19 protein-coding genes are annotated in these 21,954 nt (G+C 61.8%); 8 read left to right on the top strand and 11 right to left on the bottom strand.

Features of this window, described 5'->3' with window-relative positions; all coding sequences use genetic code 11:
* Positions 1-17: 17 nt before the first annotated feature.
* The 4 genes from GOX53_RS06310 (at position 18) to GOX53_RS06295 (ending at position 4,470) form a co-directional block, all read left to right on the top strand.
* The gene (locus GOX53_RS06310) at positions 18-2,897 is read left to right on the top strand and encodes a helicase-related protein (RefSeq protein WP_171174503.1); all 2,880 of its coding nucleotides are present in this window, start codon (positions 18-20) and stop codon (positions 2,895-2,897) included.
* 6 nt (positions 2,898-2,903) lie between these two features.
* Positions 2,904-3,275, top strand: coding sequence for an RNA-binding S4 domain-containing protein (locus GOX53_RS06305; RefSeq protein WP_171174501.1), 372 nt, complete (start codon positions 2,904-2,906; stop codon positions 3,273-3,275).
* 65 nt (positions 3,276-3,340) lie between these two features.
* On the top strand, positions 3,341-3,679 hold the full coding sequence (fdxA, locus tag GOX53_RS06300) for a ferredoxin FdxA (protein WP_171174500.1): 339 nt from the start codon (positions 3,341-3,343) through the stop codon (positions 3,677-3,679).
* Between the two features lie 281 nt (positions 3,680-3,960).
* A complete protein-coding gene (locus tag GOX53_RS06295) occupies positions 3,961-4,470 on the top strand; it encodes a CarD family transcriptional regulator (protein ID WP_171174497.1) in 510 nt (169 codons plus the stop codon).
* 64 nt (positions 4,471-4,534) lie between these two features.
* On the opposite strand, the gene cobS is transcribed toward GOX53_RS06295, so the two are convergent.
* Complete coding sequence (gene cobS / locus GOX53_RS06290) at positions 4,535-5,299, bottom strand: adenosylcobinamide-GDP ribazoletransferase (protein WP_371810257.1); 765 nt, start codon at positions 5,297-5,299, stop codon at positions 4,535-4,537.
* Between the two features lie 79 nt (positions 5,300-5,378).
* Here cobS and cobT point away from each other — a divergent pair, with 79 nt between their 5' ends.
* A complete protein-coding gene (gene cobT, locus GOX53_RS06285; protein ID WP_171174493.1) occupies positions 5,379-6,392 on the top strand; it encodes a nicotinate-nucleotide--dimethylbenzimidazole phosphoribosyltransferase in 1,014 nt (337 codons plus the stop codon).
* Positions 6,393-6,442: 50 nt separating this feature from the next.
* Here cobT and GOX53_RS06280 read toward each other — a convergent pair whose 3' ends face one another.
* Positions 6,443-8,320 (bottom strand): monovalent cation:proton antiporter-2 (CPA2) family protein, encoded by a 1,878-nt coding sequence (locus tag GOX53_RS06280; RefSeq protein WP_171174490.1) that lies wholly within the window; start codon positions 8,318-8,320, stop codon positions 6,443-6,445.
* Between the two features lie 18 nt (positions 8,321-8,338).
* The gene (locus GOX53_RS06275) at positions 8,339-8,794 is read right to left on the bottom strand and encodes an Lrp/AsnC family transcriptional regulator (protein ID WP_171174488.1); all 456 of its coding nucleotides are present in this window, start codon (positions 8,792-8,794) and stop codon (positions 8,339-8,341) included.
* A gap of 147 nt (positions 8,795-8,941) precedes the next feature.
* On the opposite strand from GOX53_RS06275, the gene hppD reads away from it, so the two are divergent.
* Positions 8,942-10,042, top strand: coding sequence for a 4-hydroxyphenylpyruvate dioxygenase (gene hppD / locus GOX53_RS06270; RefSeq protein ID WP_171174486.1), 1,101 nt, complete (start codon positions 8,942-8,944; stop codon positions 10,040-10,042).
* Positions 10,043-10,183: 141 nt separating this feature from the next.
* Here hppD and GOX53_RS06265 read toward each other — a convergent pair whose 3' ends face one another.
* Together GOX53_RS06265 and GOX53_RS06260 are read right to left on the bottom strand one after the other, a co-directional pair.
* A complete protein-coding gene (locus GOX53_RS06265) occupies positions 10,184-10,552 on the bottom strand; it encodes a hypothetical protein (protein WP_171174484.1) in 369 nt (122 codons plus the stop codon).
* Between the two features lie 190 nt (positions 10,553-10,742).
* A complete protein-coding gene (locus tag GOX53_RS06260; protein ID WP_254446481.1) occupies positions 10,743-12,932 on the bottom strand; it encodes a hypothetical protein in 2,190 nt (729 codons plus the stop codon).
* 163 nt (positions 12,933-13,095) lie between these two features.
* Between GOX53_RS06260 and GOX53_RS06255 the strand changes: the two genes are divergently transcribed.
* Positions 13,096-13,794, top strand: coding sequence for an SIMPL domain-containing protein (locus tag GOX53_RS06255; protein ID WP_254446480.1), 699 nt, complete (start codon positions 13,096-13,098; stop codon positions 13,792-13,794).
* 221 nt (positions 13,795-14,015) lie between these two features.
* Positions 14,016-15,206, top strand: coding sequence for an adenylate/guanylate cyclase domain-containing protein (locus GOX53_RS06250; protein ID WP_171174480.1), 1,191 nt, complete (start codon positions 14,016-14,018; stop codon positions 15,204-15,206).
* 425 nt (positions 15,207-15,631) lie between these two features.
* Here GOX53_RS06250 and GOX53_RS06245 read toward each other — a convergent pair whose 3' ends face one another.
* From GOX53_RS06245 to GOX53_RS06220, 6 genes are all read right to left on the bottom strand, one after another.
* Complete coding sequence (locus GOX53_RS06245) at positions 15,632-16,924, bottom strand: O-acetylhomoserine aminocarboxypropyltransferase/cysteine synthase family protein (protein WP_171174479.1); 1,293 nt, start codon at positions 16,922-16,924, stop codon at positions 15,632-15,634.
* 377 nt (positions 16,925-17,301) lie between these two features.
* Positions 17,302-18,306 (bottom strand): hypothetical protein, encoded by a 1,005-nt coding sequence (locus GOX53_RS06240; protein ID WP_171174477.1) that lies wholly within the window; start codon positions 18,304-18,306, stop codon positions 17,302-17,304.
* A gap of 128 nt (positions 18,307-18,434) precedes the next feature.
* A complete protein-coding gene (locus GOX53_RS06235) occupies positions 18,435-19,694 on the bottom strand; it encodes a TRAP transporter large permease (RefSeq protein WP_171174475.1) in 1,260 nt (419 codons plus the stop codon).
* The gene (locus GOX53_RS06230) at positions 19,691-20,233 is read right to left on the bottom strand and encodes a TRAP transporter small permease (RefSeq protein WP_171174473.1); all 543 of its coding nucleotides are present in this window, start codon (positions 20,231-20,233) and stop codon (positions 19,691-19,693) included. Before GOX53_RS06230 ends, GOX53_RS06235 begins: the two co-directional genes overlap by 4 nt.
* Positions 20,234-20,300: 67 nt before the next feature.
* Entirely contained in the window at positions 20,301-21,284 is a 984-nt protein-coding gene (locus tag GOX53_RS06225; RefSeq protein WP_171174471.1) for a TRAP transporter substrate-binding protein, read from the bottom strand.
* Between the two features lie 49 nt (positions 21,285-21,333).
* Positions 21,334-21,876, bottom strand: coding sequence for a 3-hydroxyanthranilate 3,4-dioxygenase (locus GOX53_RS06220; protein ID WP_171174469.1), 543 nt, complete (start codon positions 21,874-21,876; stop codon positions 21,334-21,336).
* Positions 21,877-21,954 lie beyond the last annotated feature (78 nt).

The raw sequence follows: 21,954 nt of genomic DNA, 5'->3' as shown, positions 1-21,954 counted from the left end.
CGGGGCAGGGGGCAAAGGTGAGCGGGTCATCCCGAATCGTGGCCGTCTTGGGCCCGACCAACACAGGCAAAACGCATTACGCAATCGAACGGATGCTGGGGCACCGCACCGGTGTGATCGGCCTGCCGCTGCGGCTGCTGGCGCGCGAGGTCTATGACAAGATCGTGACGATCCGTGGCCCCTCGGTGGTGGCGCTGGTGACCGGAGAAGAGCGAATCGTGCCACCCCGCGCCCAATACTGGGTTTGCACGGTCGAGGCGATGCCCGAGGGCATGGGCGCCGATTTCGTCGCCATCGACGAAATTCAGCTCTGCGCCGACCCGGAACGCGGCCATGTCTTCACCGACCGCCTGCTGCGCGCGCGTGGCACGCATGAGACGCTGTTTCTGGGGTCCGACACCATGCGCGCGCCCATCGCGGCGCTGGTACCGCAGGCGCAATTCGTTCGCCGCGAGCGGATGTCGCAGTTAGTCTATTCCGGCTCGAAAAAGATCAGCCGCATGCCGGCGCGCAGCGCCATCGTGGGGTTTTCGGTCGAAAACGTCTATGCCATCGCCGAGTTGCTTCGGCGGCAAAAAGGGGGCGCTGCGGTGGTGATGGGTGCACTATCCCCACGCACGCGCAACGCTCAGGTAGCGCTCTACCAGGATGGCGAGGTCGATTATCTGGTCGCCACCGATGCCATTGGCATGGGTCTGAATCTGGACATCAACCACGTGGCCTTTTCCGCGCTCAGCAAGTTCGACGGGCGGCGGATGCGGCCTCTGGCCCCGAACGAGTTGGCACAGATCGCGGGCCGGGCCGGGCGCGGTATGTCCGACGGCACCTTTGGCGTCACCGGTGAGGCGCCGCCGCTGGATGACGGTGTGGCGCAGGCGATCATGGATAGCCGGTTCACGCCGCTGAAAAAGCTCAACTGGCGCAATGCGGCGCTGCGATTCGGTTCGATTGACGCCCTGATCGCCTCGCTCGAGGCCAGTCCGGACGGCGAACATCTGCTCAAAGCACGCCCGGCGGACGACCTGAATGCGCTCAAATCGTTGGCACAAGTGGCCGAGGTTGCGGCGCGTGCCAGCGACGGTGCCTCGGTTCGGCTGCTGTGGGATGTCTGCCGCATCCCCGATTTCCGGGGCATCAGTCACGCCGAACATGCCGGGCTGCTAGAGGTGATTTACGGCCATTTGCATGAACGCGGCGCCATACCCGAGGATTTCATGGCGCGGCAAATCCGCCGGATCGACCGCACCGACGGAGACATTGATGCCCTTTCCAAACGGTTGGCATATATTCGCACGTGGACATATGTCGCGCAGCGGAATGGCTGGGTGCGCAACGAAACCCATTGGCGTGCCGAAACACGCGCTGTAGAAGACAGGGTGTCGGACGCTCTGCACGAGCGTCTGACACAAAGATTTGTGGACCGGCGGACATCAGTTCTGCTGCGCCGGCTCAAGCAAAAGGAGGCCCTTTTGGCCGAAGTGAATGACAAGGGTGAAGTGACCGTCGAAGGCGAATTCGTCGGGCGTCTGGAAGGGTTCCGGTTCATCCCGGACAAAAGCGCACAAGGCGCCGAGGCGAAAGCGTTGAAAGCTGCGTCTCTGCAGGCGCTGGCGCCGCAATTCCACCTGCGTGCCGACCGCTTCTACAACGCACCCGATACCGAAATTGATTTCACCGATCAGGGCGGCCTGATGTGGGGCGAATATGCCGTGGGCAAGCTGGTTGCCGGGGCGGAACCGCTCAAGCCGATGGTCGAGGTGTTTGTGGATGAGGCCGCAGGCCCGGATGTCGAACAGAAGGTGCAACGCCGTCTGCAGCACTTCATCGACCGCAAGGTTGCGGCCCTGTTCGAGCCGCTGCTGGGCCTGTCGCGCGACGAGGAGCTGACCGGACTGGCCCGTGGCTTCGCCTTCCGCATGGTCGAGGCACTCGGCATTCTACCGCGCGCGGATGTGGCGCAAGAGGTAAAGGACCTGGATCAGGACGCCCGCGGCGCGTTGCGCAAGCACGGCATCCGGTTCGGCCAGTTCACCATCTTCATGCCGCTTCTGCTGAAACCGGCGCCGACCCGTCTGCGTCTGGTGCTCTGGTCGCTTGCCGGCGGCCTACAGGAATTCCCCGAAGCGCCGCCGCCGGGCCTGGTCACCGTGCCCACCGCCAACGATGCGCCAACGGGTTACGACACCATGTGCGGCTACCGCGCTGCCGGCGAACGGGCGATCCGGATCGACATGCTGGAGCGTCTGGCTGACATGCTGCGCTCCGAGGATAGCCGTGGCGGGTTCGAGGCCAAGGCCGATATGCTTTCGATCACCGGCATGACGCTGGAGCAATTCGCTGACCTGATGCAGGGGCTGGGCTATAAGGCCGAGCGCGGTGAGCGTGAAAAGGTCAAACCGGCGCCGGTCGAAGCCACACCCGAAACAGCGGAAGCCACCCCGACCGAAGCAGAGGCAGAAGCGCCCGAGCAACCTGCCGCCGAAGAGACCCCGGCACCCGAGACCGCACCGGAGGAGGTCGCTGCGCCCGCCGAGGCGGCAGCCGAGGCCACCGACAGCACCGAGGCGGCAGCCGAGGCTCCTCCGGCCTCCGATGCCGCAGTCGACGAGCCTGAGATCGAAGTGTTCTATACCTTCACCTGGGGTCGTCAGCGGCAGTCAAATCGCGGCCAGGGTCATCGGGGCCGCGAGCAACGTCAGGGACAGAGCAAAGGCAAGCCGCGCGGCAAACCGCAGGACGGCCCCAGAAAATCCCATGGCAAACCACATGGCAAGAAGGGCGGCAAGCCTCAGCAGGGCGCCAAGACTTTCTCATCTCGCCCGCCGAAAAAAGAAAAGGCCATCGACCCTGACAACCCCTTTGCCGCGGCGCTGATGGGGCTGAAGGAGGGCAACTGACCTCCCATGGCCGACGCACCGGCAAAGCTGCGGATCGACAAGTGGCTGTGGCATGCGCGGTTCTTCAAAACCCGCAGCCTGGCCGCCAAACAGGTCAGCGGCGGCCATGTGCGCGTCAACTCCAACCGGGTCCTGAAACCGGCGCAGACCGTCGGGCCCGGTGATGTCCTAACCTTTGCCCAGGGGCGGCAGGTGCGGGTTGTCCGTATCAACGCGCTGGGCGAGCGGCGCGGTCCGGCGCCCGAGGCGCAGACGCTGTATACGGATTTGACGGAAAAACAGGACGCTCCGCCGCCAAATCCGAAATATGAGGGAAAGGGTCGTCCCTCCAAGCGGGAAAGGCGGGCGCTTGATCTTTCTCGCCGCTCTGACGACTGATCCTCCCTTGAAGAAGGGGGCACTCTGATTTAGCTAGTCGCCCAAACCACAAGTGGATTCCGACCATGACCTACGTTGTCACCGATAACTGCATCGCCTGCAAATACACCGACTGTGTTGAGGTGTGCCCGGTCGACTGTTTCTACGAAGGTGAGAACGCGCTGGTCATCCATCCCGACGAATGCATCGACTGCGGTGTGTGCGAGCCAGAATGCCCCGCCGACGCGATCCGACCCGACACCGAGCCGGGGATGGAGGAGTGGGTGGAATTCAACCGCAAATTCTCGGAGCAATGGCCGGTGATCGTGACCAAGAAAGACCCGCTGCCCAACGCCGAGGAACGCGATGGCGAAGAGGGCAAGCTCGAGAAATACTTCTCGGAAGCGCCGGGCGAGGGCGGCTGAGCGATTCGCGCGCGCTCTTAGGGGGACTGTTGGCCAGAGCGGCGGTCAGGCCCCTGAAAACATGAGACTTACCAGAAGGTGACCCATGGTCAGCTTCCGGTCTGTTGGTTTTTGTGATATGTTAATACTTCAAATGATGAAAAAGATCGGGATGCGCTCCGAAAGTATGCTCGCTTTGGGGTTCTGATGTTATGACAACCACGCTGCCTGTCGGGGCCTTATTCGCCCCGCTTGTGGCTTTTTGTCGCCCGTTTACCGGTCTGCAGACAAGGAAAGACTGAATGACCAAGTCGAAAAAGCTCGAATTCCGCCCGAACGACTATGTGGTCTATCCGGCGCATGGCGTTGGCCAGATCATCTCGATCGAAGAGCAGGAAGTCGCGGGATATGCGCTCGAGCTGTTCGTGATTTCCTTCGAGAAGGACAAGATGACGCTTCGGGTGCCGACCAACAAGGCCACCGAATCCGGACTGCGCTCGCTCAGCTCGCCGGACGTCATCAGCCAGGCGATGAAGACGCTCAAGGGTAAGGCCAAGGTCAAGCGCGCCATGTGGTCCCGCCGGGCGCAGGAATATGAACAAAAGATCAACTCAGGCGATCTAATCTCGATCGCCGAGGTGGTCCGCGATCTGCACCGCACCGATGACCAGCGCGAGCAGAGCTACTCCGAGCGTCAACTCTATGAAGCGGCGCTGGAACGCTTGACACGCGAAGTGGCCGCCGTGTCGGGTGGCGACGAAATTTCCGCGGCCAAGCAGGTGGACGACGTCCTAACCTCGCGCGCCGCGTAAGAGACAGGGATTTCTCAAGGAAGGGCCGCTCCTCGACGGGGCGGCCTTTTCGTTTGGGCAGGTGCTAGAGCTGAGCCAACACCGTCAGCAAAAACGCGATCTCGCCCAACTGCTGCGCCGCACCCAAAATGTCGCCAGTCTGGCCCCCGATCTTCGCTCTGACGACCACCGCCAGCATAGCCGCGGCGAAACCGGCCAACAAAGCAGGGATCAGTACGGACACCCCGGACACCGCCAGCCCGAGACTTAGCGCCAGCGCCAGCCCGGTAGCGCAGGTGGTGGGGGACGGGGCGCCGACCCCGTGGCTCAGACCCGATCCGCGCGCATTGGGCAGGGCGGTCATTAGCACCGGCATCAGCGCGCGGGACCACAGCGCTGCAGCCAGAACAGACCACAGCGCGCCTGCCGCGATCAGCGCCGCAAGTGCTGAGAACCGCAAGAGCTGCGACAGGATCAGCGCCAGCACACCGTAAGTGCCGATGTGGCTGTCTTTCATGATTTCCAGTCGCCGCTCGGGCGTGAAACCGCCCCAGAGCCCGTCCGCCGTGTCGGCCAGCCCATCCTCGTGCATCGCACCCGTGGTGACGATCAGAGCCGCCAGCATCAGCCCGGCACTAGCCGCAGGCGGCAGATGCACCGCCATTCCGGCCCAGCCCACCAGACAGGCCAGCAGCCCCACCGCCAACCCGGCGAGCGGAAAGGCCCAGGCGGCGGCGGCTTGCCGGTCAAACACACGCTCGGGCAGATGCGGCAGCGGCAGCCGCGTCAGCAACACCAGCGCCAACGGAATATCCCAGGCCGAGAACAATCGCGTGTCGTTTTTGGTCACTCCCAGGCCTTTCAGGGTGTTGTGGCTTTCGGTGCAATGGTTAAACACGCAGGAACACTCTGATGCAACGAGGCTTTCCATGCTGCCCGAACTCACCGACCTGACCACGTTCCGCGATCTTCTGGCGGGCGCATCCGGGCCTGACACCGCCGCCGCGCAAGGTGCCGAGGAGCGGAATGAGCAGTTGACCAAGCCGCCGGGCGCGCTGGGGCGGCTTGAGGATCTGGCGATCTGGTATGCGAGTTGGCGCGGCGATGCGCGGCCCGCAATCAACGCGCCGCAGGTGATCGTGTTTGCGGGTAATCACGGGGTGACGGTGCAGGGTGTGTCGGCCTTTCCGCCGGAAGTGACCGAGCAGATGGTGCTGAACTTTCAGCATGGTGGAGCTGCAATCAACCAGTTGGCCAAGGCGGCGGGCGCCAAGATGGATGTGCACGCATTGGAACTGGACCGGCCTACGGCAGACTTCACGGCAAGCCCGGCGATGAATGAAGAGGACCTGCTCGCCGCGCTGTGCACCGGTTGGAGCGCTGTCGATCCGCAGGCGGACCTGCTGGTCGTGGGCGAGATGGGCATCGGCAATACCACTCCGGCGGCGGCCATCGCCTGCGCGCTGTTTGGCGGCGAGGCGGGCGACTGGACGGGGCGGGGCACCGGCGTCGATGATGCGGGGCTGGCCAACAAGACGAGGGTCGTGGCCGAGGGCGTGGCACGGCATGGCGGCAGCGGCGACGGGCTGGAAGTCCTGCGCCGTCTCGGCGGGCGTGAGCTTGCGGCCATGGCCGGAGCGATTGCAGCCGCCCGGGTGCTGCGCATTCCGGTCATTCTCGACGGGTTCATCTGTTCGGCAGCGGCAGCCTGTCTGGCAGCGACCACCGAGGGTGCGTTGGATCACGCCGTTGCCGGTCATCAGAGCGCCGAAAGCGCCCATGCCGCAATGCTGGCAAAACTGGGTAAGCAGCCACTTCTGTCGCTGGGCCTACGGCTCGGCGAGGGCTCGGGCGGGGCGCTGGCGATTAACATCTTCAAAAGCGCAGTGGCTTGCCATTCCGGTATGGCAACCTTTGCCGAAGCGGGCGTGTCAGACGGGTAACCCAGCGGTAAATGTGAACAAAGTAGCCCCGGTTCGCTACCGGGGCTTTTTCATGCGGATTGCTTCGCGTGCTCTTCGGCAAGCTCCAACAGGGCCGTTTCCAGATCCCGCTCCATCTGACGCGCGCGCTCGATGTATTTCTTGTTCTCTGCTGTTGGCATGCCGGGGATCCACAGATCGGCCAGTTCGCGCAGCGAGCCCCGGTCGTGGTGATAAAAGGTCTGCTCGGCCTGCGCGGCCTCGTATTCGCTCAGGCCGATATTCTCGAGGACATAGCGCCCGGCGCGCAGCGATCCGTCGAACATCTCACGCACGATGTCGTTAGCACCCGCCTGATAGAGCTCATAAACATGGGTCCGGTCGCGGGCGCGGGCAATGATGTGCAAATCCGGGCGGGCGCGCCGGGCGTAAGAGACCAGCCGCGTCACCTGCTTGTGGTCGTCCATGGCAGCCACCAGCACCTCGGCCTTTTCCAGCCCGGCGGCTTTGAGCAGCTCAGGCCGGGTCGGATCGCCCAGAAAGCCTTTGACCCCGAACCGGCGCATCAACTGGATGGTTTCGATGTCGTGGTCCAGAACGATGGTTTTGAACCCGCTGGCGCGCACCAGTCGGTTGACGATCTGTCCGAACCGCCCGATCCCCGCGATGATCACAGGGCCTTTCTCGTCAATCTCGTCAGGCGCGACTTGTTGCCGGTGCTCGCGCATGTTGCGCGACAGGATATCGTAGATGATGAACAGAAGCGGAGTGATCAGCATGGTCAGCGCGATGATCATCAAGAGCTTTTGCGCCAGCCCCGGCGGGATCACGTTCTGCTGGGTTGAGAATGCCAGCAACACAAACCCGAACTCGCCCGCCTGCGCCAGCCCCAGTGTGAACAGCCACCGGTCGCGGCCCTTCAGTTTGAAGGCGCGGCCTACAACGTACAGGATGACCCCCTTGGCAAAGATCACCAGCAGGGCCAGCCCGATCAGGTCCAGCGGGTCGGCGAAGAAAAAACCGAGGTCGATGCCTGCGCCGACGGTGATGAAGAACAGCCCTAGCAACAGGCCCTTGAACGGCTCAAGGTCGCTTTCCAGCTCATGCCGGAATTCCGAGCTGGCCAGAACCACGCCCGCCAGAAAGGCGCCCAATGCAGGGGACAGGCCCACCAGCGTCATCAGAAACGAGATGCCCACGACGATCATCAGCGCCAGTGCGGTATACATCTCGCGCAGGCGGGTCGTATGGATGTAACGGAACAGGGGCCGCGTCAGGTAGATGCCCGCCAGCACCACGAAGACCACTGCACCGATGGTAACCAGTGTCACTGCCCAGCCAGGCAACCCTTCGACCAGCGACAGCGTGTGGTGGTGCGCATCTCCGCCTTCGCCGCCACGGCTGATTGACCCGTCATCGCGTATACGCAGAACCGCGTCCGAGGCCAGCAGGGGCAGGAAAGCGAGGATCGGGATTACCGCGATGTCCTGAGTCAGCAGCACCGAGAAGGTCGCGCGCCCGCCGTTTGTCTGCATCAGGCCTTTTTCGGACAGGGTCTGTAGCACGATGGCGGTCGAGGAAAGTGACAGCGTCAGGCCCACGGCCAACGCGACGCTCAAGGGCTGGCCCGCGAACATCGCCACTGCGGTGATCACCAGTGTCGATATCATCACCTGCAGGCCGCCCAAGCCCAACAGCTTGTCCCGCATGTCCCAGAGCGCCTTGGGCTCCAGTTCAAGCCCGATCAGGAACAGCATCATGACCACGCCGAACTCGGCCACATGTTGCAGGCTTTCGGTTTCCGCCCCAACCAGGCCCAGAATCGGCCCGATGAAGATGCCGGCAGCCAGATAGCCCAGCACCGACCCCAGACCCAGCCGTGCCGATAACGGCACGGCGATCACGGCTGCCGCCAGATAGATCGAGGCTTGGTAGAGGAAGCTTTCCATTTTCGTCCTTTCGCCGGGTCAGGTGGGCAGCGGCGCGTCGCGCTTGAGTTGATCCATCACGATCTGGCTTTGTACACGGGCAACCGCAGGATGCGGCAGGATCACCTCGTGAAGCAAGCGGTTGAGGGCGGGCAGATCAACGCAATACACATGTAGGAGGTAATCCGCCTCTCCGGTCATGGTCCATGCGCTGGTAATCTCCGGTCGGGTATCGACCATGCGGGCAAAACTGGCGGATTGGTCAGGCCCGTGGGTGCCCAGATGCACCTGCACAAAGCCCTGCACATGCAACCCCAGCTTCAGCGGGTCGAGCCGCGCGGCATAGCTGGTGATATAGCCATCGCTTTCCAGCCGCTGCCGTCGTCGCCCGGCCTGACTGGGCGACAGGTTCAGCAACTCACCCAACTGATGCGCGGTCAGATGCGCGTTCTTTTGCAGCGCGGCTAGAAGGCGGGTGTCGATGGCATCCAGCATGTGCGGGAAATCCTCGATATCATGTCACTTGATGCGGTATCTCCGCATGTAATCGGATGTTACCTGAAAACAATGCGCAGAAACAGCGCGAACTAAGGCGTATTCTTGAGTCAGCTAAACAGACACTCTCGCCATAGGAGACGCGCCATGGGTCCGTTCCCGCACAATGCCCCGAAATCCGTAATCAGCGACGAAAACCCCGCCGGCACCGACGGGTTCGAATTCGTCGAGTTTGCCCACCCAGAGCCGCAGGAACTGCGCGACCTGTTCGAACGCATGGGGTACGAACTGGTTGCCCGCCACAAAGACAAGCCCGCAGTCGAGCTATGGCAGCAGGGCGACGTGACTTACATCCTGAATGCCGACCCCGACAGCTTTGCTGCCAAGTTCGTGGCCGAACACGGCCCCTGCGCCCCCGCAATGGGCTGGCGCGTGGTGGATGCGAAACAGGCCTATGAGCACGCCGTGTCGAAAGGGGCCGAGCCCTATGATGCGCCTGACAAGACCATGGACGTGCCTGCGATCAAGGGTATCGGCGGCTCGCTGATCTACTTCATCGACCAGTACTACGAAACCTCGCCCTACAACACTGAGTTCGAGTGGCTCAAACAATCCAAGCCGCGCGGCGACGGGTTCTATTACCTCGATCACCTGACCCACAATGTCTACAAGGGCAACATGGACAAGTGGTTCAGGTTTTATGGCGAGTTGTTCAACTTCAAGGAAATCCGTTTCTTCGACATTCAGGGCAAATTCACCGGCCTCTACAGCCGCGCGCTGACCTCGCCTTGTGGCCGCATCCGCATCCCGATCAACGAGGACCGCGGCGAGACCGGGCAGATCGTGTCGTATCTGAAGAAGTACAAGGGCGAGGGCATCCAGCATATCGCCGTGGGCACCGACGACATCTACGACTCGACCGATGCGATTGCGGCGAAGGGCCTGAAATTCATGCCGGGTCCGAACGAGACCTATTACGACATGTCCTATGACCGCGTGCAGGGCCATGATGAGCCCAAGGACCGGATGATGAAACACGGCATCCTGATCGACGGCGAGGGGGTCGTGGATGGCGGCGAGACCAAGATCCTGCTGCAAATCTTTTCGAAAACCGTGATCGGGCCGATCTTCTTCGAGTTCATCCAGCGCAAGGGCGATGACGGGTTTGGTGAGGGCAACTTCAAGGCGCTGTTCGAATCCATCGAGCGGGAGCAGATCGAGAGCGGTGAGATCACCGCCGCCGAGTGACGGTACACGGGAGGCCGGGGCAGGGTATTCTTGCGCCGGAAACGGAGAGCGCCTCGGCTGTTGGCCGGGGCGTTTTCTCTTTTAGTTGCAACGGTGAAGAATTATGACGGTCATGCAGATGAACTGAGTGCTCTAATGTGCTTAGCAGAAAGCTCTTGGAATCTTTCTTTGTTCCGGAAGTGCGAGCACCTGCCGGCTGTCTTCCCAGATTATTCTTCCCGGGTCGTTAAGTTTGATTTCTCGAATCTCGCATCCCGCTAGCGTGATTGCCGCAGCAAGTTCGCGCGCTCGCATGACTACGCTTCCCGCTTCACGGCTGAAGAGGAGCGCATCCTCTCTGAACCAGAACAAGGATTTCCTTACGTTTGGGGTTCGAGCTTTGCCTTTCAGGCGCGGATACATCAGCTCACCGCCACCGTCCCCAGTGAACCAATAAAAAGCATCTTCCTGTGCCCGCTGGACGCTTCCGCGTTGCCAAGAGAAATCTATTTCGTTTCTTGCCGCGAACATACCGAGTTCCGCGTCGGCGCTGGGATGGGGACGATTGCAGACAAATCTAACGAACATATCTTCGTCGATTTCTATTGTTTGAACACTCGCTAATCAACGGAATAGAAATGGGTTTTATCCGATAGATCAAAATACTAGTCGCATCTTGCAGCCGCCTCAGAAAAAGCGCCGTATGCTATTTCAACTGAGCTCAGCCACTCGGCATCTTCAGGGTCAGGTTGCGCTTGCCCTTCTGGTAGCGCAGTTCGCTGTCACCGATGGCCACCACCCTGCCACCATCGACCCGGTCGCCCACTTTGACCTTCTTGTAGCGCCCGCTGGGCAGCCGGATCAGCGCCCGGCGGTTGGCGGGCGTGCCATAGACCCCGATCAGGTTGATGCGCCGCAGGTTGATGGCGTTGTCCAGCGTGGCCTGTCGTGCCACGGATGCCGATGACGGCGCCTTGGGCTTTACCGCCCGGGGCGCGAACGTGCCGCTTTCGTCGGACGATGAATCACCGCTCAAGCCAGCTGTTGAGCCCAGGTTCCGATTGTTCGCCGCCGCTGCGGCGGCCACTGCCACAGCCAGATTGGCAGGTCGCCGCTTCGGCTTGGGAGAGACTAGGACCGCCGGTGTCGAAGCCACAGCCGCCACTTGCCGGGACTGCGCCGAGGCCGGGCGCAGTTTCGGTCTGACCGAGGCCAGTTCCTCAAGCGACCGGCCACCCAGCCGCAGCCGTTCATTCTGTTCCACCAGTGTTTCAGGCCGCGTACGCGGCCGCAGCTCTGCCAACCGGTCCTGCGCGACATCCACCTCGGGCTCGGTCTCGAACCGGACCGGCACTGGTGGTGGCACGACGCTTGGGCGCCCGAGATACACCATAACCCCATCCGGGTTGAGCGTGCCCTCGGGTGTGGGTTCCACCAGCCCCTGCGCGTCCAATGCGTATTCAGCCCCGGCTACGCCAGGCACACCGATCCGATCAATGGGCTGATCGGTGTCGAACTCCTGGGCCAGGGGCAACGCCAGCGCATCTTGTGACAGATCGGTGCGGTCGATGGATGCGACATAGACATTGTCCACCGGTATGATTGTCGGAGCCTCGGGCGTTTGCGGGGCGTCACTGGCGATGCCGGTCGCCGCATACAGCGCCTCTTCCTGTTCGGGGTCGAAATCCAATTGCTCCACCGGCTGTGGCGCGACATTCAAAGCGTCCAGCACGGCGTTGTCGGTGTCGCTCAGGCCGGGTAGGGCGGCGACATCCTGCTGTGTGTCCGGTTCGCTGAGGGCGGGCGTGGGTTCGGCAGTGTCCTCCAATGCGATGTCGGAACCGATCGGTCCTTCGACGTCCGACGGACCCAATGCGGCCCAGCCGACCACCGCCAGAACGGTAACAAACGACGCCGCCAAGGCCGGATACCGGTACTTGCTGCGGTGAGACAGCTGACCCCGGGCACCGAAAATCGTGAGCCGCTCGGCTTCGTCGCGCGGATCGACACCGGGGATCGTGGGGGCCGCAAATACCGGAGCCTTCGAAGGCTCTGCAATCGGATGAATCTCTGCGGCAGGGGGCGCAGGGTCATCGACGCTGCTTTCGACAAAATCGACAGCCTTCTCCGCACGCATCGGTGCGGTTGTCGGGGCCTCAGTTTCGGCAATGGGCTCCGGAGTAAGCGGCGGTGCAGGGGACTCGTCCAGAGTCGGGCGACGGCAGGATGAGAAGCCGGGCGCTGGGGCATCATCAGAATGCTCTTCGGCATGTTCTTCGATCTCTTCGGTTTCGGTGTCGCTGACATCTTCGGCCTGCTCCTCGTCCGAAACCTCTTCCGCAGAGGCCTGTTCATCTTCCGGCAACTCTGCGTCGCCGATCACGACAATCGCGATGCCGTCGGGTTCAACGGCGTCAGCGCCGGTCAGCTGCGCGGCGGCGGGAGAGGGGCCAAAGAACGGCTCACCCGGAAACTCCTCGGGTTCGGGAATGGCGACGTAACTGACCGGCTCGAACCCGTATTGCACCGCAAATCCCGTGGCCTCGATCAGCGTCATGCGCGTCACCGCTGCAACATAGGTGCGCGAGCCTTCATCGACGGTGTCGAAGACCAGCTTGTCCAGCTCATAAGGCGTTGCGGTCGCCACCTCGGCCTCGATCAGAAACTGCCGTTCGTCCTCGGGTTGGTCGCCGGTTTCGACGCTCAGATAGCGGATCTGGTCGTTCGGGATGATCACCTTGCAGCGCAGATCATCCGCCAGTTCCAGCGCGCGTTCGCGCAACTGATGCATGGCTTCGTTCAGGTCAGCAGTATCCACGGGAACATCGCCGACGCTGCGCCAGCCGCCTTCGGCCCGGTGCAGCAGCGAAATACCCTCGATTGACAATGACAGCGCAAAGCCGGGTTTCATGGTCTGAAAAACCGCATAGACAAGTTCTTGCGCAGACCCCGAAAGGCCCACGCGCCGAGATTAAAGCAGGTTCCCGCCGAGGGAAAGAAAAACACTCATTCTCCCCTTGCCCGGCAAAGCCCCGCGCACCCATCTTGATGGGGTAGCAATGGGAGAAAGCGGTTTGAAGACATTTACTTTTCTGGCGGCGGCCCTGCTGGCAGCCACGGTGAGCCTGGCCCACGCCGAAGAGCGCCGGATCACGGTCAATGGCACCGGTATGGTCGAAGCCGTGCCCGACATGGCAACAATTACTCTTGGCGTGACCAACGAGAACGCCGAGGCAGTACAGGCCATGCAGGCAACGTCGGAGGCGGTGACGCAGATCCTGGCCCGGCTGGAAGAAATGGGAATCGAACCCCGCGACGTCCAAACCCGCGACCTGTCTTTGTCGCCGGTGTGGACCGGTCGGCGCGGGCTGGAAGGCGAGGTGCCGAGAATCACCGGTTTTGTCGCATCCAACCGTGTATTTGTGCGGGTACGGGACCTGGATGCGTTGGGAAGTGTTCTGGACGCGGTGATACGGGACGGCGCCAATGATTTCGGTGGTCTGAGCTTCGGAGTGCAGAACCCTGACCCGCTATCGGCCGAGGCGCGTGCCAAAGCCGTGCAGAACGCAATGGAAAAGGCCCGGCAATTGGCCGAGGCCGCCGGTGTGCCGCTGGGACAGGTGATCTCGATCAGCGATCACGGCGGCGGCGGACGGCCGATGATGCGGATGGCCGAGATGTCGATGGCGGATGCCGGGGGCGTACCCGTGGCCGCCGGAGAGGTGACGGTCGAGGCGTCGGTCTCGATGGTATTTGCCATTGGGGATGACTAAAAGCCGAACTTGGGGAAGGAGCTGGAGAAGCTCCTTTTTTCATTGGCGACGGCTGGGCGTCACTAGGATGTCTGTGAGTTCTTGAATGCAATATTTGTCAACATGTTGCAATGTGAAGTTCATGCGAAACCTCCCCGCCGGGTGTGGCTTCAGTGAAGTGCTTTAAGTCGGCGTCAGTCAGCGTGCTGGCCCGATAAGGTCAGAGGACCTAGAATGGCTTCATGAAACTCACCGCACAGGCCTTCGACAACTTGCCGTCAGATCGGCTCAAACCCGCATTCGATCTCATCCACTACATGCTGGGCGAGGCTTTGCAGGCCGAGGATGCCGACGACGTCCTGACCGAGATGTCCGAACGTATTTGCCGGGCGGGCGTTCCGTTGGCGCGGGCCACATCCATTGTCCCGCTTTTGCATGCCGAGGCGGTCGCCAGTGCCCGGTTCTGGGAGGTCGAAAGCGGCGCGCGCAGCTACCTGTTCCCCTACACCAAGGAAAGCGGGGAGGAATACACACGCTCACCGGCGGCCGTCGTGCACGAAACCGGAGAATGGGTCACCCTGTGGTTGCCGGACACACCGGATGAGACCTACGACATCGTGCCCGAGCTCAAGCAGGCCGGTCACACCCACTACATCATGGCGCCGGTTTTCATGAAAAGCGGGATGGCAGGCACGTTCAGCTTTGCCACGCGGTCACCGGACGGGTTTTCGCCCGCCGACATCGCCTTTCTCCGCACGGTGCTTCCGGCCTTGGCCGCGTGTCAGGACATTCTGGCCACAACCCGCGCGATGCGCGAGGTTATGCGGATGTATGTCGGGGCCGAGCCGCAGCAACGCATCCTGTCCGGCGACGTGCACCGGGGCGAGGTCATGCATATCCGTTCTGCCATTTTATTCGCCGATATGCGCCGGTTCACCGAACTGACCTCGGAGATGAGCGCCGAGCAGGCGACGCAACTGCTTAACGCTTATTACGACTGCATCGTACCGCCTATCGAAGACGCCGGGGGCGAAGTGCTGAAATTCATGGGCGACGGTGTTCTGGCGATTTTCCGGGCGGAAGGCGAGGGCAAGCAGACCTGCATCCGTGCCATGGAAGCCGCGCGCGAGGGGCTGACGCGGGTAAACGCAGCCGACACGTCCCCGCGCTTTGACGTGGGTGTCGCCCTGCATTTCGGCGAGGTGGCCTACGGGAATGTCGGGTCGGGGTTGCGGCTCGATTACACAGTGATCGGTCGGGACGTGAATCTGGCGGCCCGGGTTGCAAGCCTGTGCGGCAACCTCAGCGAACCCCTGTTGGTCTCAAACGATTTTCAACGACAGGCGGGAATACCGGCCCGGTCGGTTGGGACGCACGCCCTGAAAGGTTTGAAAACCCCGCAAGAGGTATTTGCCGTGCGGGGTGACGGTTGATCCGGTTCGAGCGACGGTCCCGCCTTGATGGGCAGGTTTGTATTTTCGATCAATTTTTGCTCCACGGCCCGTTGTCATTGGGTTGCTTTGGATAAGAAAGCTTGGACTGGTCTACTTCTGGCCCCAGAGGTTCTGCCCAGCATCGTTTCGCAACCGAGGTCCCTCCAACAAGCCGACAAGAAGCCTCGCCGGGAAACTCAATGTTGCTGGGCGGCTTATTGCGCCGGCAAGCGTATGCGCAAAGTCTGAATTGTGCGCAGGACTAGGCTTGGTGCCATAAATCACATCCCGCTGCCAACCCATGCTGCCGAATGCCAGCTCTTGGGGAGTGAAATAGCAAGTCGCTACAAGCAAAAGAAAATTCCCGCATGGCACTTCCAGCCATGCGGGAACACTGTCTTGGCGATCTCTTTAAGCCTACGCCGTCAGGCGCACGCTTTGGCGAGGGCTTGATCCAGATCGGCGATCAGGTCGTCTGCATCCTCGATCCCGATCGACACCCGTACCACGTTCGGGCTGGCGCCCGCCGCTTCCTGCTGCTCCGCCGTCAGTTGCCGGTGGGTGGTCGAGGCCGAGTGGATGATCAGGGAACGCGCATCGCCCAGATTGGCGACATGGCTGAAGATCTCCAGCGCGTTCACCAGTTTCACGCAGGCCTCGTATCCGCCCTTGACCGCAAAGGTGAAGAGCGCGCCTGCGCCTTTGGGATAATGCTGTTTCGCCCTTTCCTGATAGGGCGACGAGGGCAGCCCGGCATAGGTCACATACTCGACCCGATCATCGGTCTCGAGCCAGGCGGCGATCTTTTCCGCGTTCTCCACATGGCGCTGCATGCGAAGGGACAGGGTTTCGATCCCCAACAGGGTATAATGCGCCGCCTGCGGGTTCATGGTCATGCCCAGATCGCGCAGACCAACGGCGATGCCATGGAAGGTAAAGGCCAACGGGCCAAAGGTCTCGTGGAATTTCAGCCCGTGATACGCCGGTTCCGGTGTGCTGAGCGAGGGGAACTTGTCGCTGGCCGACCAGTCGAACTTGCCTGAATCGACGATGCAGCCGCCGGTGACTGTGCCATTGCCTGTCAGGTACTTGGTGGTCGAATGCACCACCAGCGTCGCGCCCTGTTCGATGGGGCGGCACAGATAGGGCGTGGCCGAGGTGTTGTCGACGATCACCGGAATGTCCGCCGCGTCGGCGATATCGGCCAGCGCCCGGATATCGGTGACATAGCCGCCCGGGTTGGCAATGGATTCGCAGAACACCGCGCGGGTGTTGTCGTCGATGGCGGCCTTCACCGCGTCCAGATCGTCGGTATCGACGAATTTGGCCGACCAGCCAAAGCGTTTGATCGTCTGGGTGAACTGGGTCACCGTGCCGCCATAGAGCCGGGTCGAAGCCACCACGTTGCAGCCCGGCCCCATCAGCGGGAACAGCGCCATGATCTGGGCCGCGTGACCAGACGAGCAGCAGACCGCGCCAACGCCACCTTCCAGCGTCGCGACGCGCTCTTGCAGAACTGCCACGGTCGGGTTGGTCAGGCGCGAATAGATATAGCCCACCTCTTGCAGGTTGAAGAGGGCGGCGGCGTGATCGGCATCGCGGAACACATAGGCCGTGGTCTGGTAAATGGGCGTCTGCCGCGCGCCGGTCGCGGGATCGGGGCGGGCGCCTGCATGAATCTGCAGCGTATCAAAGCCATAAGTGGGGCCGTTGGACATGTTCAAAGTCTCCCTCGCGAATATTGATTGACGCAATGTGTAGGGCATCAATCGCACTCACACAACGTAGCCATATCAGGCGGCTACGATTTGTTCGCAAGCGCGCCTAGCTCACCCCCCGGTGTCCCCTCCACCTGCCGGGTCCGGAATCAAGGCGCGCAGTGCCGCCGGGCCGCGCCCTCCCTACCCATTGGGAGGGCGCATTGGCGATGCCCCGCGCCATTCATTCGGTGTCCTGGGCTTTTGAGATAAACTGCTGACCACACGCCGAGCGAGCGCCTACCCGAGGGAGGGCGCGGCCCTCCGCCGGGGCTAAAATGCAAAGACTGCAATCGGGACAATCCGGATCGAACATGATGCCCGGCAAGCTCGCGCCCCTAACGCAGCCAGAGCCCCGCGGATTTGATGCGGTTGCGGATCGCTTGTTCCTTGCGTGGCAGGTTGTCCTGATCGAACAGCGCACGCACCTTGGCTCCCTTGTTCTGAAAAATCAGCTTCTTCATAGGTTCGTAATTCTTCAGAACCTTCTTGAATTTGTTGGGCGCGGCAACGGTTTCCAGAACATCGATCACATGGTCGCTCTCGCGCGCATAAAGCATTGGAAACAGGCGGTAGTGACAACTGATCGAACCGTCCAGAAGGCCGGGGGGAAGAGTGTCCCGGCCACCGCGGAGCGAATGGATGACCAGCGGCAGGGCCACCTGGTCGAGCCATGGATCAAGGCTCTGCCCGGCCAGTTCCGGGATGTCCTCCCAGCGGATGGTTTTGGCGTAGTCCAGATATCTTTGGCCGAAGACGCGCGGGCAGCCATAGTAGAAGTATCCGGCGTTGAAATAGAGGTAGCGGCGCCAGTAGCCTTCGGGCTGGCTCAAGTCCAGAGAGCTTTCGAAATCCAGCCCGAACCGTTCATAGAGCGCCTTCCAGATCCCGTCATATCCGGGGCCGTAAAGCGTCGGGTTCGGCCATGTCCCCTCGCACTTTAGCGATGCGCTCGGGCGGTCGAAATCGAACGGAACCGATGTCAGATCGCCGGTGATCAGCGTGTCGGTGTCGAAAAAGACAAACGGCTCACCCTCGGGCAGGGCCGCGAGCGCTTCGATCTTGTTGCCGTAGGGATAGGCGTCGCCGAAAACCCGGTTTTCGAACGGAAGAACTTCGGCATCCAACTGCTTGAGTGCCTTCAGGACATCTGCATTTCTGATGCTCGGATCATTCCGCCACTTGGGGCCGGGCTGCGGTGTTGCTACGAACAGGCGACCTTGGAAATCTGGGGACGTGTGACGCAGGGAGGCGGCAAACAGCACCGCCTCGTATTGCAAGCGATTGTTTTGCCCGATTATGACGATGTTGAAGGGTGAGTTCGGCGCCTGATTGCGTGCCATTCTTTGTTCCAGCCGCCTGTCTGTTTTTCATAGAAAGTGTTGCGTTGGCGGGCACTATACGAGGTCGGCTGACGTGCAAAAAGCCCCGAAATTGCCCGGCTTGGCGCCTGGGCGAACGGCGCTCGGCCTTAAATCAGCGCGGTGCTGAGGATCGGGAAATAGCTGAGCAGGATCAGCACCCCTGCGACCGCCAGAAGAAATGGCCAGAGGGCGGTGAAGATCGTGAAGGGCCGTACCCCGGACATGGCCGAGGCGATGTAGAGCCCCACACCCACCGGCGGTGTCAGCAGCCCCAGCACGAGATTCAGGCTGATGACGACACCAAACTGGAACGGGTTGATGCCGTAGGTGTTCATTGCAATTGGCAAAAGGATCGGCGTGATCAGAATAAGCGCCGCGATGCCGTCGATCAGCATGCCGACAAACAGCAGGCAGGCATTCACGATCAGCAGGAAGGTGAACGGGTCCGATGTCACCGTCGAGATAAACGCGGCCAGTTTCTGCGGCAGCTCCTCGTAGACCACCACCCAGCCGAACACGTTGGCGGCGGCGATCATGAAGATCACCAGTGAGGAGTTAGTGGCCGTGCGCACGAACAGCCGCCCCAGATCGCGCGGGTTGATCTCGCGATAGATCAGCCAGCCCACGGCAAAGGCGATCAGCGAGGCGACAGCGGCGGACTCGGTGGGGGTAGCGATGCCAAAGAGGATGCCGCCCACGATGGCAAGCGGGATCAGAAAGGCGGGCAGGGCATCACGCAGGGCCCGCGCGGCTTGTGTCAGATTCATCCACTCGCCTTTGGGGAAGTTCTGCGCCAGCCCGATCAGGGCCACAACGACAAAGAACGCCGCCGCCATGATCAGGCCGGGGATGATGCCTGCGATGAACAGGTCTCCGATCGGCAATTGCGCCAGAACGCCATAGATCACGAACAGCATCGAGGGCGGGATGACCGGGGCGAGCAGCCCTCCGGCAGCGGTGGTGGCGGCGGAAAAGCCGGGGTCATAGCCCTCCTTCGTCATCGCCGGGACCATCGCGCGAGACATTACTGCGATCTGGCTTGCAGCCGAGCCGATGATGGCGGCCATAAACATGTTGGCGAGCAGGTTGATATAGGCGAGCCCACCGCGAAACCCGCCGACAAAGACGCGAGCGGCGCGTACCAGCCTTTGGGTCATACCACCCTCGTTCATCAGCTCTCCGGTCAGGATGAACAGCGGGATGGCGAGCAGGCCGTAATTTTCGACGCCCGAGAAGATCTGCTGCGCATAGCTGTCGTAGAGCACCAGATTGCCGCTGTCATAGATGTACCAGAGCGCGGTCAGCGCCAGCACAAAGGCAATCGGGACCGAGGCGAAGAGCAGGATCAGAAACAGGATCGGGGTCATTCGGCGGCCTCCATCTGCGCCGTCTCGCCGGGGTGGAACAGGTTTGAGGTTGCGTGCAGCAGGGCGCCCAGCGTGAAGAGCGGCATGACCAGCCAGATCCACACTTTCCTGACGCCGATGGTATTGGTGGGTTCTGCGTAGATGAAGTTGAAGGTCTGCCCTTGAAACACTTTCACGTCCCATCCGGCCTGCATCAGCTGCCACGGCATGAACCAGCGCAGGCAGATCCAGACCATCAGGCAGGCGAATACAAAGAGTACCAGATCGACAAAGCGTGTCAGCCAGCGGCGCGCGTGATCGGGCAGCACCTCGTTGATGAGCGTGACCGAAATGGCCGAGCGATAATGGATCGCAGCCGAGGCCGCCAGGAAACTCATCCAGACCATGGCATAGATCGCCGCCTCATCGACCCAGTAGATCGCATTGCCTGCCGCGCGGGTGACCACGTTCAATAGGATCAGCCCGGTGATCGAGGCCGCAAACGCCGCCGCTAGAAAGATCTCAACCCGTGCCCAGAAGTGGGATGCCCTGTGGAGCATGTACCTGCCTATTCCTACACAAATCGGGCCGGAACGTGCCCGGCCCGTTTCGCATCATTTTAGTACCTTACTTGGTGTCCTCGGCGGCCTTGCGCAGATCGGGCAGGGACGGGGCCTTGGCGGTCCAGGTTTCCTCCCATTGGCCGATGGCATCACCGAAGAAACTGGAATCGACCTCTTTGAAGGTCTTGCCGACCTTGGTCAGCGAATCCGTCCATTCCGGTTCCTTGGCGATATAGACGTCCAGCGTGCTGTCCACATGCTTGGCCATCAGTTCCGAGATCATCGCCTTGTCTTCATCGCTGAGGCCCGCATAGACCCGGGCCGAGATCAGACCCACCATCGGGAACATCATGTGGTTCGAGATCAGGATCGTGTCCGCATGCTCGTGGTATTTCAGCACGTTGATAAGTTCGACATCCATGTCGATGGCGTCCACCTGCCCGTTGGCCAGCGCGTCATAAACGGCGGGCAGGGGCATCGGCGTCGGCGCGGCACCCAGAGCGTTGTAGAAATCGAGGATCGGGTCGAACGGCGTGATCCGCAGCTTCAGCCCTTTGAGGTCATCGGCCGAGTTCACCTCTCCCCGGCTCAGGATCTGGCGCATCCCCGCCGAGCCATAGCCGACGCCCACGACACCGGCCTCCTGCGGCAGCACATCAAGCATGCCCTTGGCGGTGTCCGAGCGCAGGATGGCCGCGGCATGGTCGATATTCTCGGCCAGATAGGGCGCATAGAAGGCGCCCATGTTGGGGACCCGGTTCGACACTTCGGCCACGGTCATAAATGCCATGTCCAGCGCGCCGGTCTGCAACTGCTGCAGCATCTGCGCCTCGTTGCCCAACTGCCGCGCCGGGAACACCGTCACGCTATGCGCGCCGCCCGAGGTCTCGGCCAGTTCCGCGCCAAACGCCTCGGCAGCCTTGGTCCAGGTATGCGGCGGCGGGGTGATGAGGCCGAGGCGGAATTCCTTGGCGGTGGCAGGCAGTGCGGCCAGTACAAGTGCTGCACAGGCGGCCCCCCGGGCCAGCCCCTTGAAGCTGAAAGTCATGTCTCTCTCCCTGATAGAATCATTGTTTTTCCGCGAGTTTAAGCGCGGATCAGAGTTTCACCCAACCCTCCGGCGGTTCTTTTCCGGGATGAACCTCACCACAATCGGGGCATGTGCGGGCGGCTTCGTCGGCGTAGAAACCTTCGTAAACGGGCGGCAGATCGCGGACGATGCTCTCCAAGATCAGCTCGGCCCGATGCACCCGCGTGCCGCAGTTGAAACAGTACCATTCGATAGCGTCATGCGCGCCTTCGGGGCGCTTCGGTTCGATCACCAGCCCGATCGACCCCTCCTGCGGGCGCTGCGGCGAGTGGCGAACACGCGGCGGCAGCAGGAATATGTCGCCCTCGCGGATCGGCACATCGTAGAACTCGCCGCCCTCATAGAGCTTGAGCACCATGTCGCCCTTGAGCTGGTAAAAGAACTCCTCGACCGGGTCGTCATGGTAGTCGGTCCGTTTGTTGGGGCCGCCGACCACAGTGACCATCAGATCCGCGTCCTCCCATACCTGCTGGTTGCCGACGGGCGGTTTCAGCAGGTGCTTGTGCTCGTCGATCCATTTCTGGAAATTGAAGGCGCTCAGGCGTGCCATCGGTCTTCCTCCCTTGATCTCCCTGTCAAAGACAGGTTCGCGCCCGGACCGGTATAGCGACAAGATGTTTGTCCGAAA

Source organism: Ruegeria sp. HKCCD8929 (assembly GCF_013031405.1).
Taxonomy (GTDB): Bacteria; Pseudomonadota; Alphaproteobacteria; order Rhodobacterales; family Rhodobacteraceae; genus Ruegeria.
Note: the sequence above shows the minus strand (reverse complement) of the source record. Positions and strands in the feature narration are given on the sequence as shown.

Excerpts from the sequence above, each read along its gene's own strand:
- GOX53_RS06225 (WP_171174471.1), bottom strand. The coding sequence starts at position 21,284 with ATGACTTTCAGCTTCAAGGGGCTGGCCCGGGGGGCCGCCTGTGCAGCA.
- GOX53_RS06280 (WP_171174490.1), bottom strand. The coding sequence starts at position 8,320 with ATGGAAAGCTTCCTCTACCAAGCCTCGATCTATCTGGCGGCAGCCGTG.
- GOX53_RS06305 (WP_171174501.1), top strand. The coding sequence starts at position 2,904 with ATGGCCGACGCACCGGCAAAGCTGCGGATCGACAAGTGGCTGTGGCAT.
- GOX53_RS06220 (WP_171174469.1), bottom strand. The coding sequence starts at position 21,876 with ATGGCACGCCTGAGCGCCTTCAATTTCCAGAAATGGATCGACGAGCAC.
- GOX53_RS06230 (WP_171174473.1), bottom strand. The coding sequence starts at position 20,233 with ATGCTCCACAGGGCATCCCACTTCTGGGCACGGGTTGAGATCTTTCTA.
- GOX53_RS06275 (WP_171174488.1), bottom strand. The coding sequence starts at position 8,794 with ATGCTGGATGCCATCGACACCCGCCTTCTAGCCGCGCTGCAAAAGAAC.
- GOX53_RS06240 (WP_171174477.1), bottom strand. The coding sequence starts at position 18,306 with ATGGCACGCAATCAGGCGCCGAACTCACCCTTCAACATCGTCATAATC.
- cobT (WP_171174493.1), top strand. The coding sequence starts at position 5,379 with ATGCTGCCCGAACTCACCGACCTGACCACGTTCCGCGATCTTCTGGCG.
- GOX53_RS06260 (WP_254446481.1), bottom strand. The coding sequence starts at position 12,932 with ATGAAACCCGGCTTTGCGCTGTCATTGTCAATCGAGGGTATTTCGCTG.
- GOX53_RS06250 (WP_171174480.1), top strand. The coding sequence starts at position 14,016 with ATGAAACTCACCGCACAGGCCTTCGACAACTTGCCGTCAGATCGGCTC.
- GOX53_RS06265 (WP_171174484.1), bottom strand. The coding sequence starts at position 10,552 with ATGTTCGCGGCAAGAAACGAAATAGATTTCTCTTGGCAACGCGGAAGC.
- GOX53_RS06295 (WP_171174497.1), top strand. The coding sequence starts at position 3,961 with ATGACCAAGTCGAAAAAGCTCGAATTCCGCCCGAACGACTATGTGGTC.
- hppD (WP_171174486.1), top strand. The coding sequence starts at position 8,942 with ATGGGTCCGTTCCCGCACAATGCCCCGAAATCCGTAATCAGCGACGAA.
- fdxA (WP_171174500.1), top strand. The coding sequence starts at position 3,341 with ATGACCTACGTTGTCACCGATAACTGCATCGCCTGCAAATACACCGAC.
- GOX53_RS06245 (WP_171174479.1), bottom strand. The coding sequence starts at position 16,924 with ATGTCCAACGGCCCCACTTATGGCTTTGATACGCTGCAGATTCATGCA.
- GOX53_RS06235 (WP_171174475.1), bottom strand. The coding sequence starts at position 19,694 with ATGACCCCGATCCTGTTTCTGATCCTGCTCTTCGCCTCGGTCCCGATT.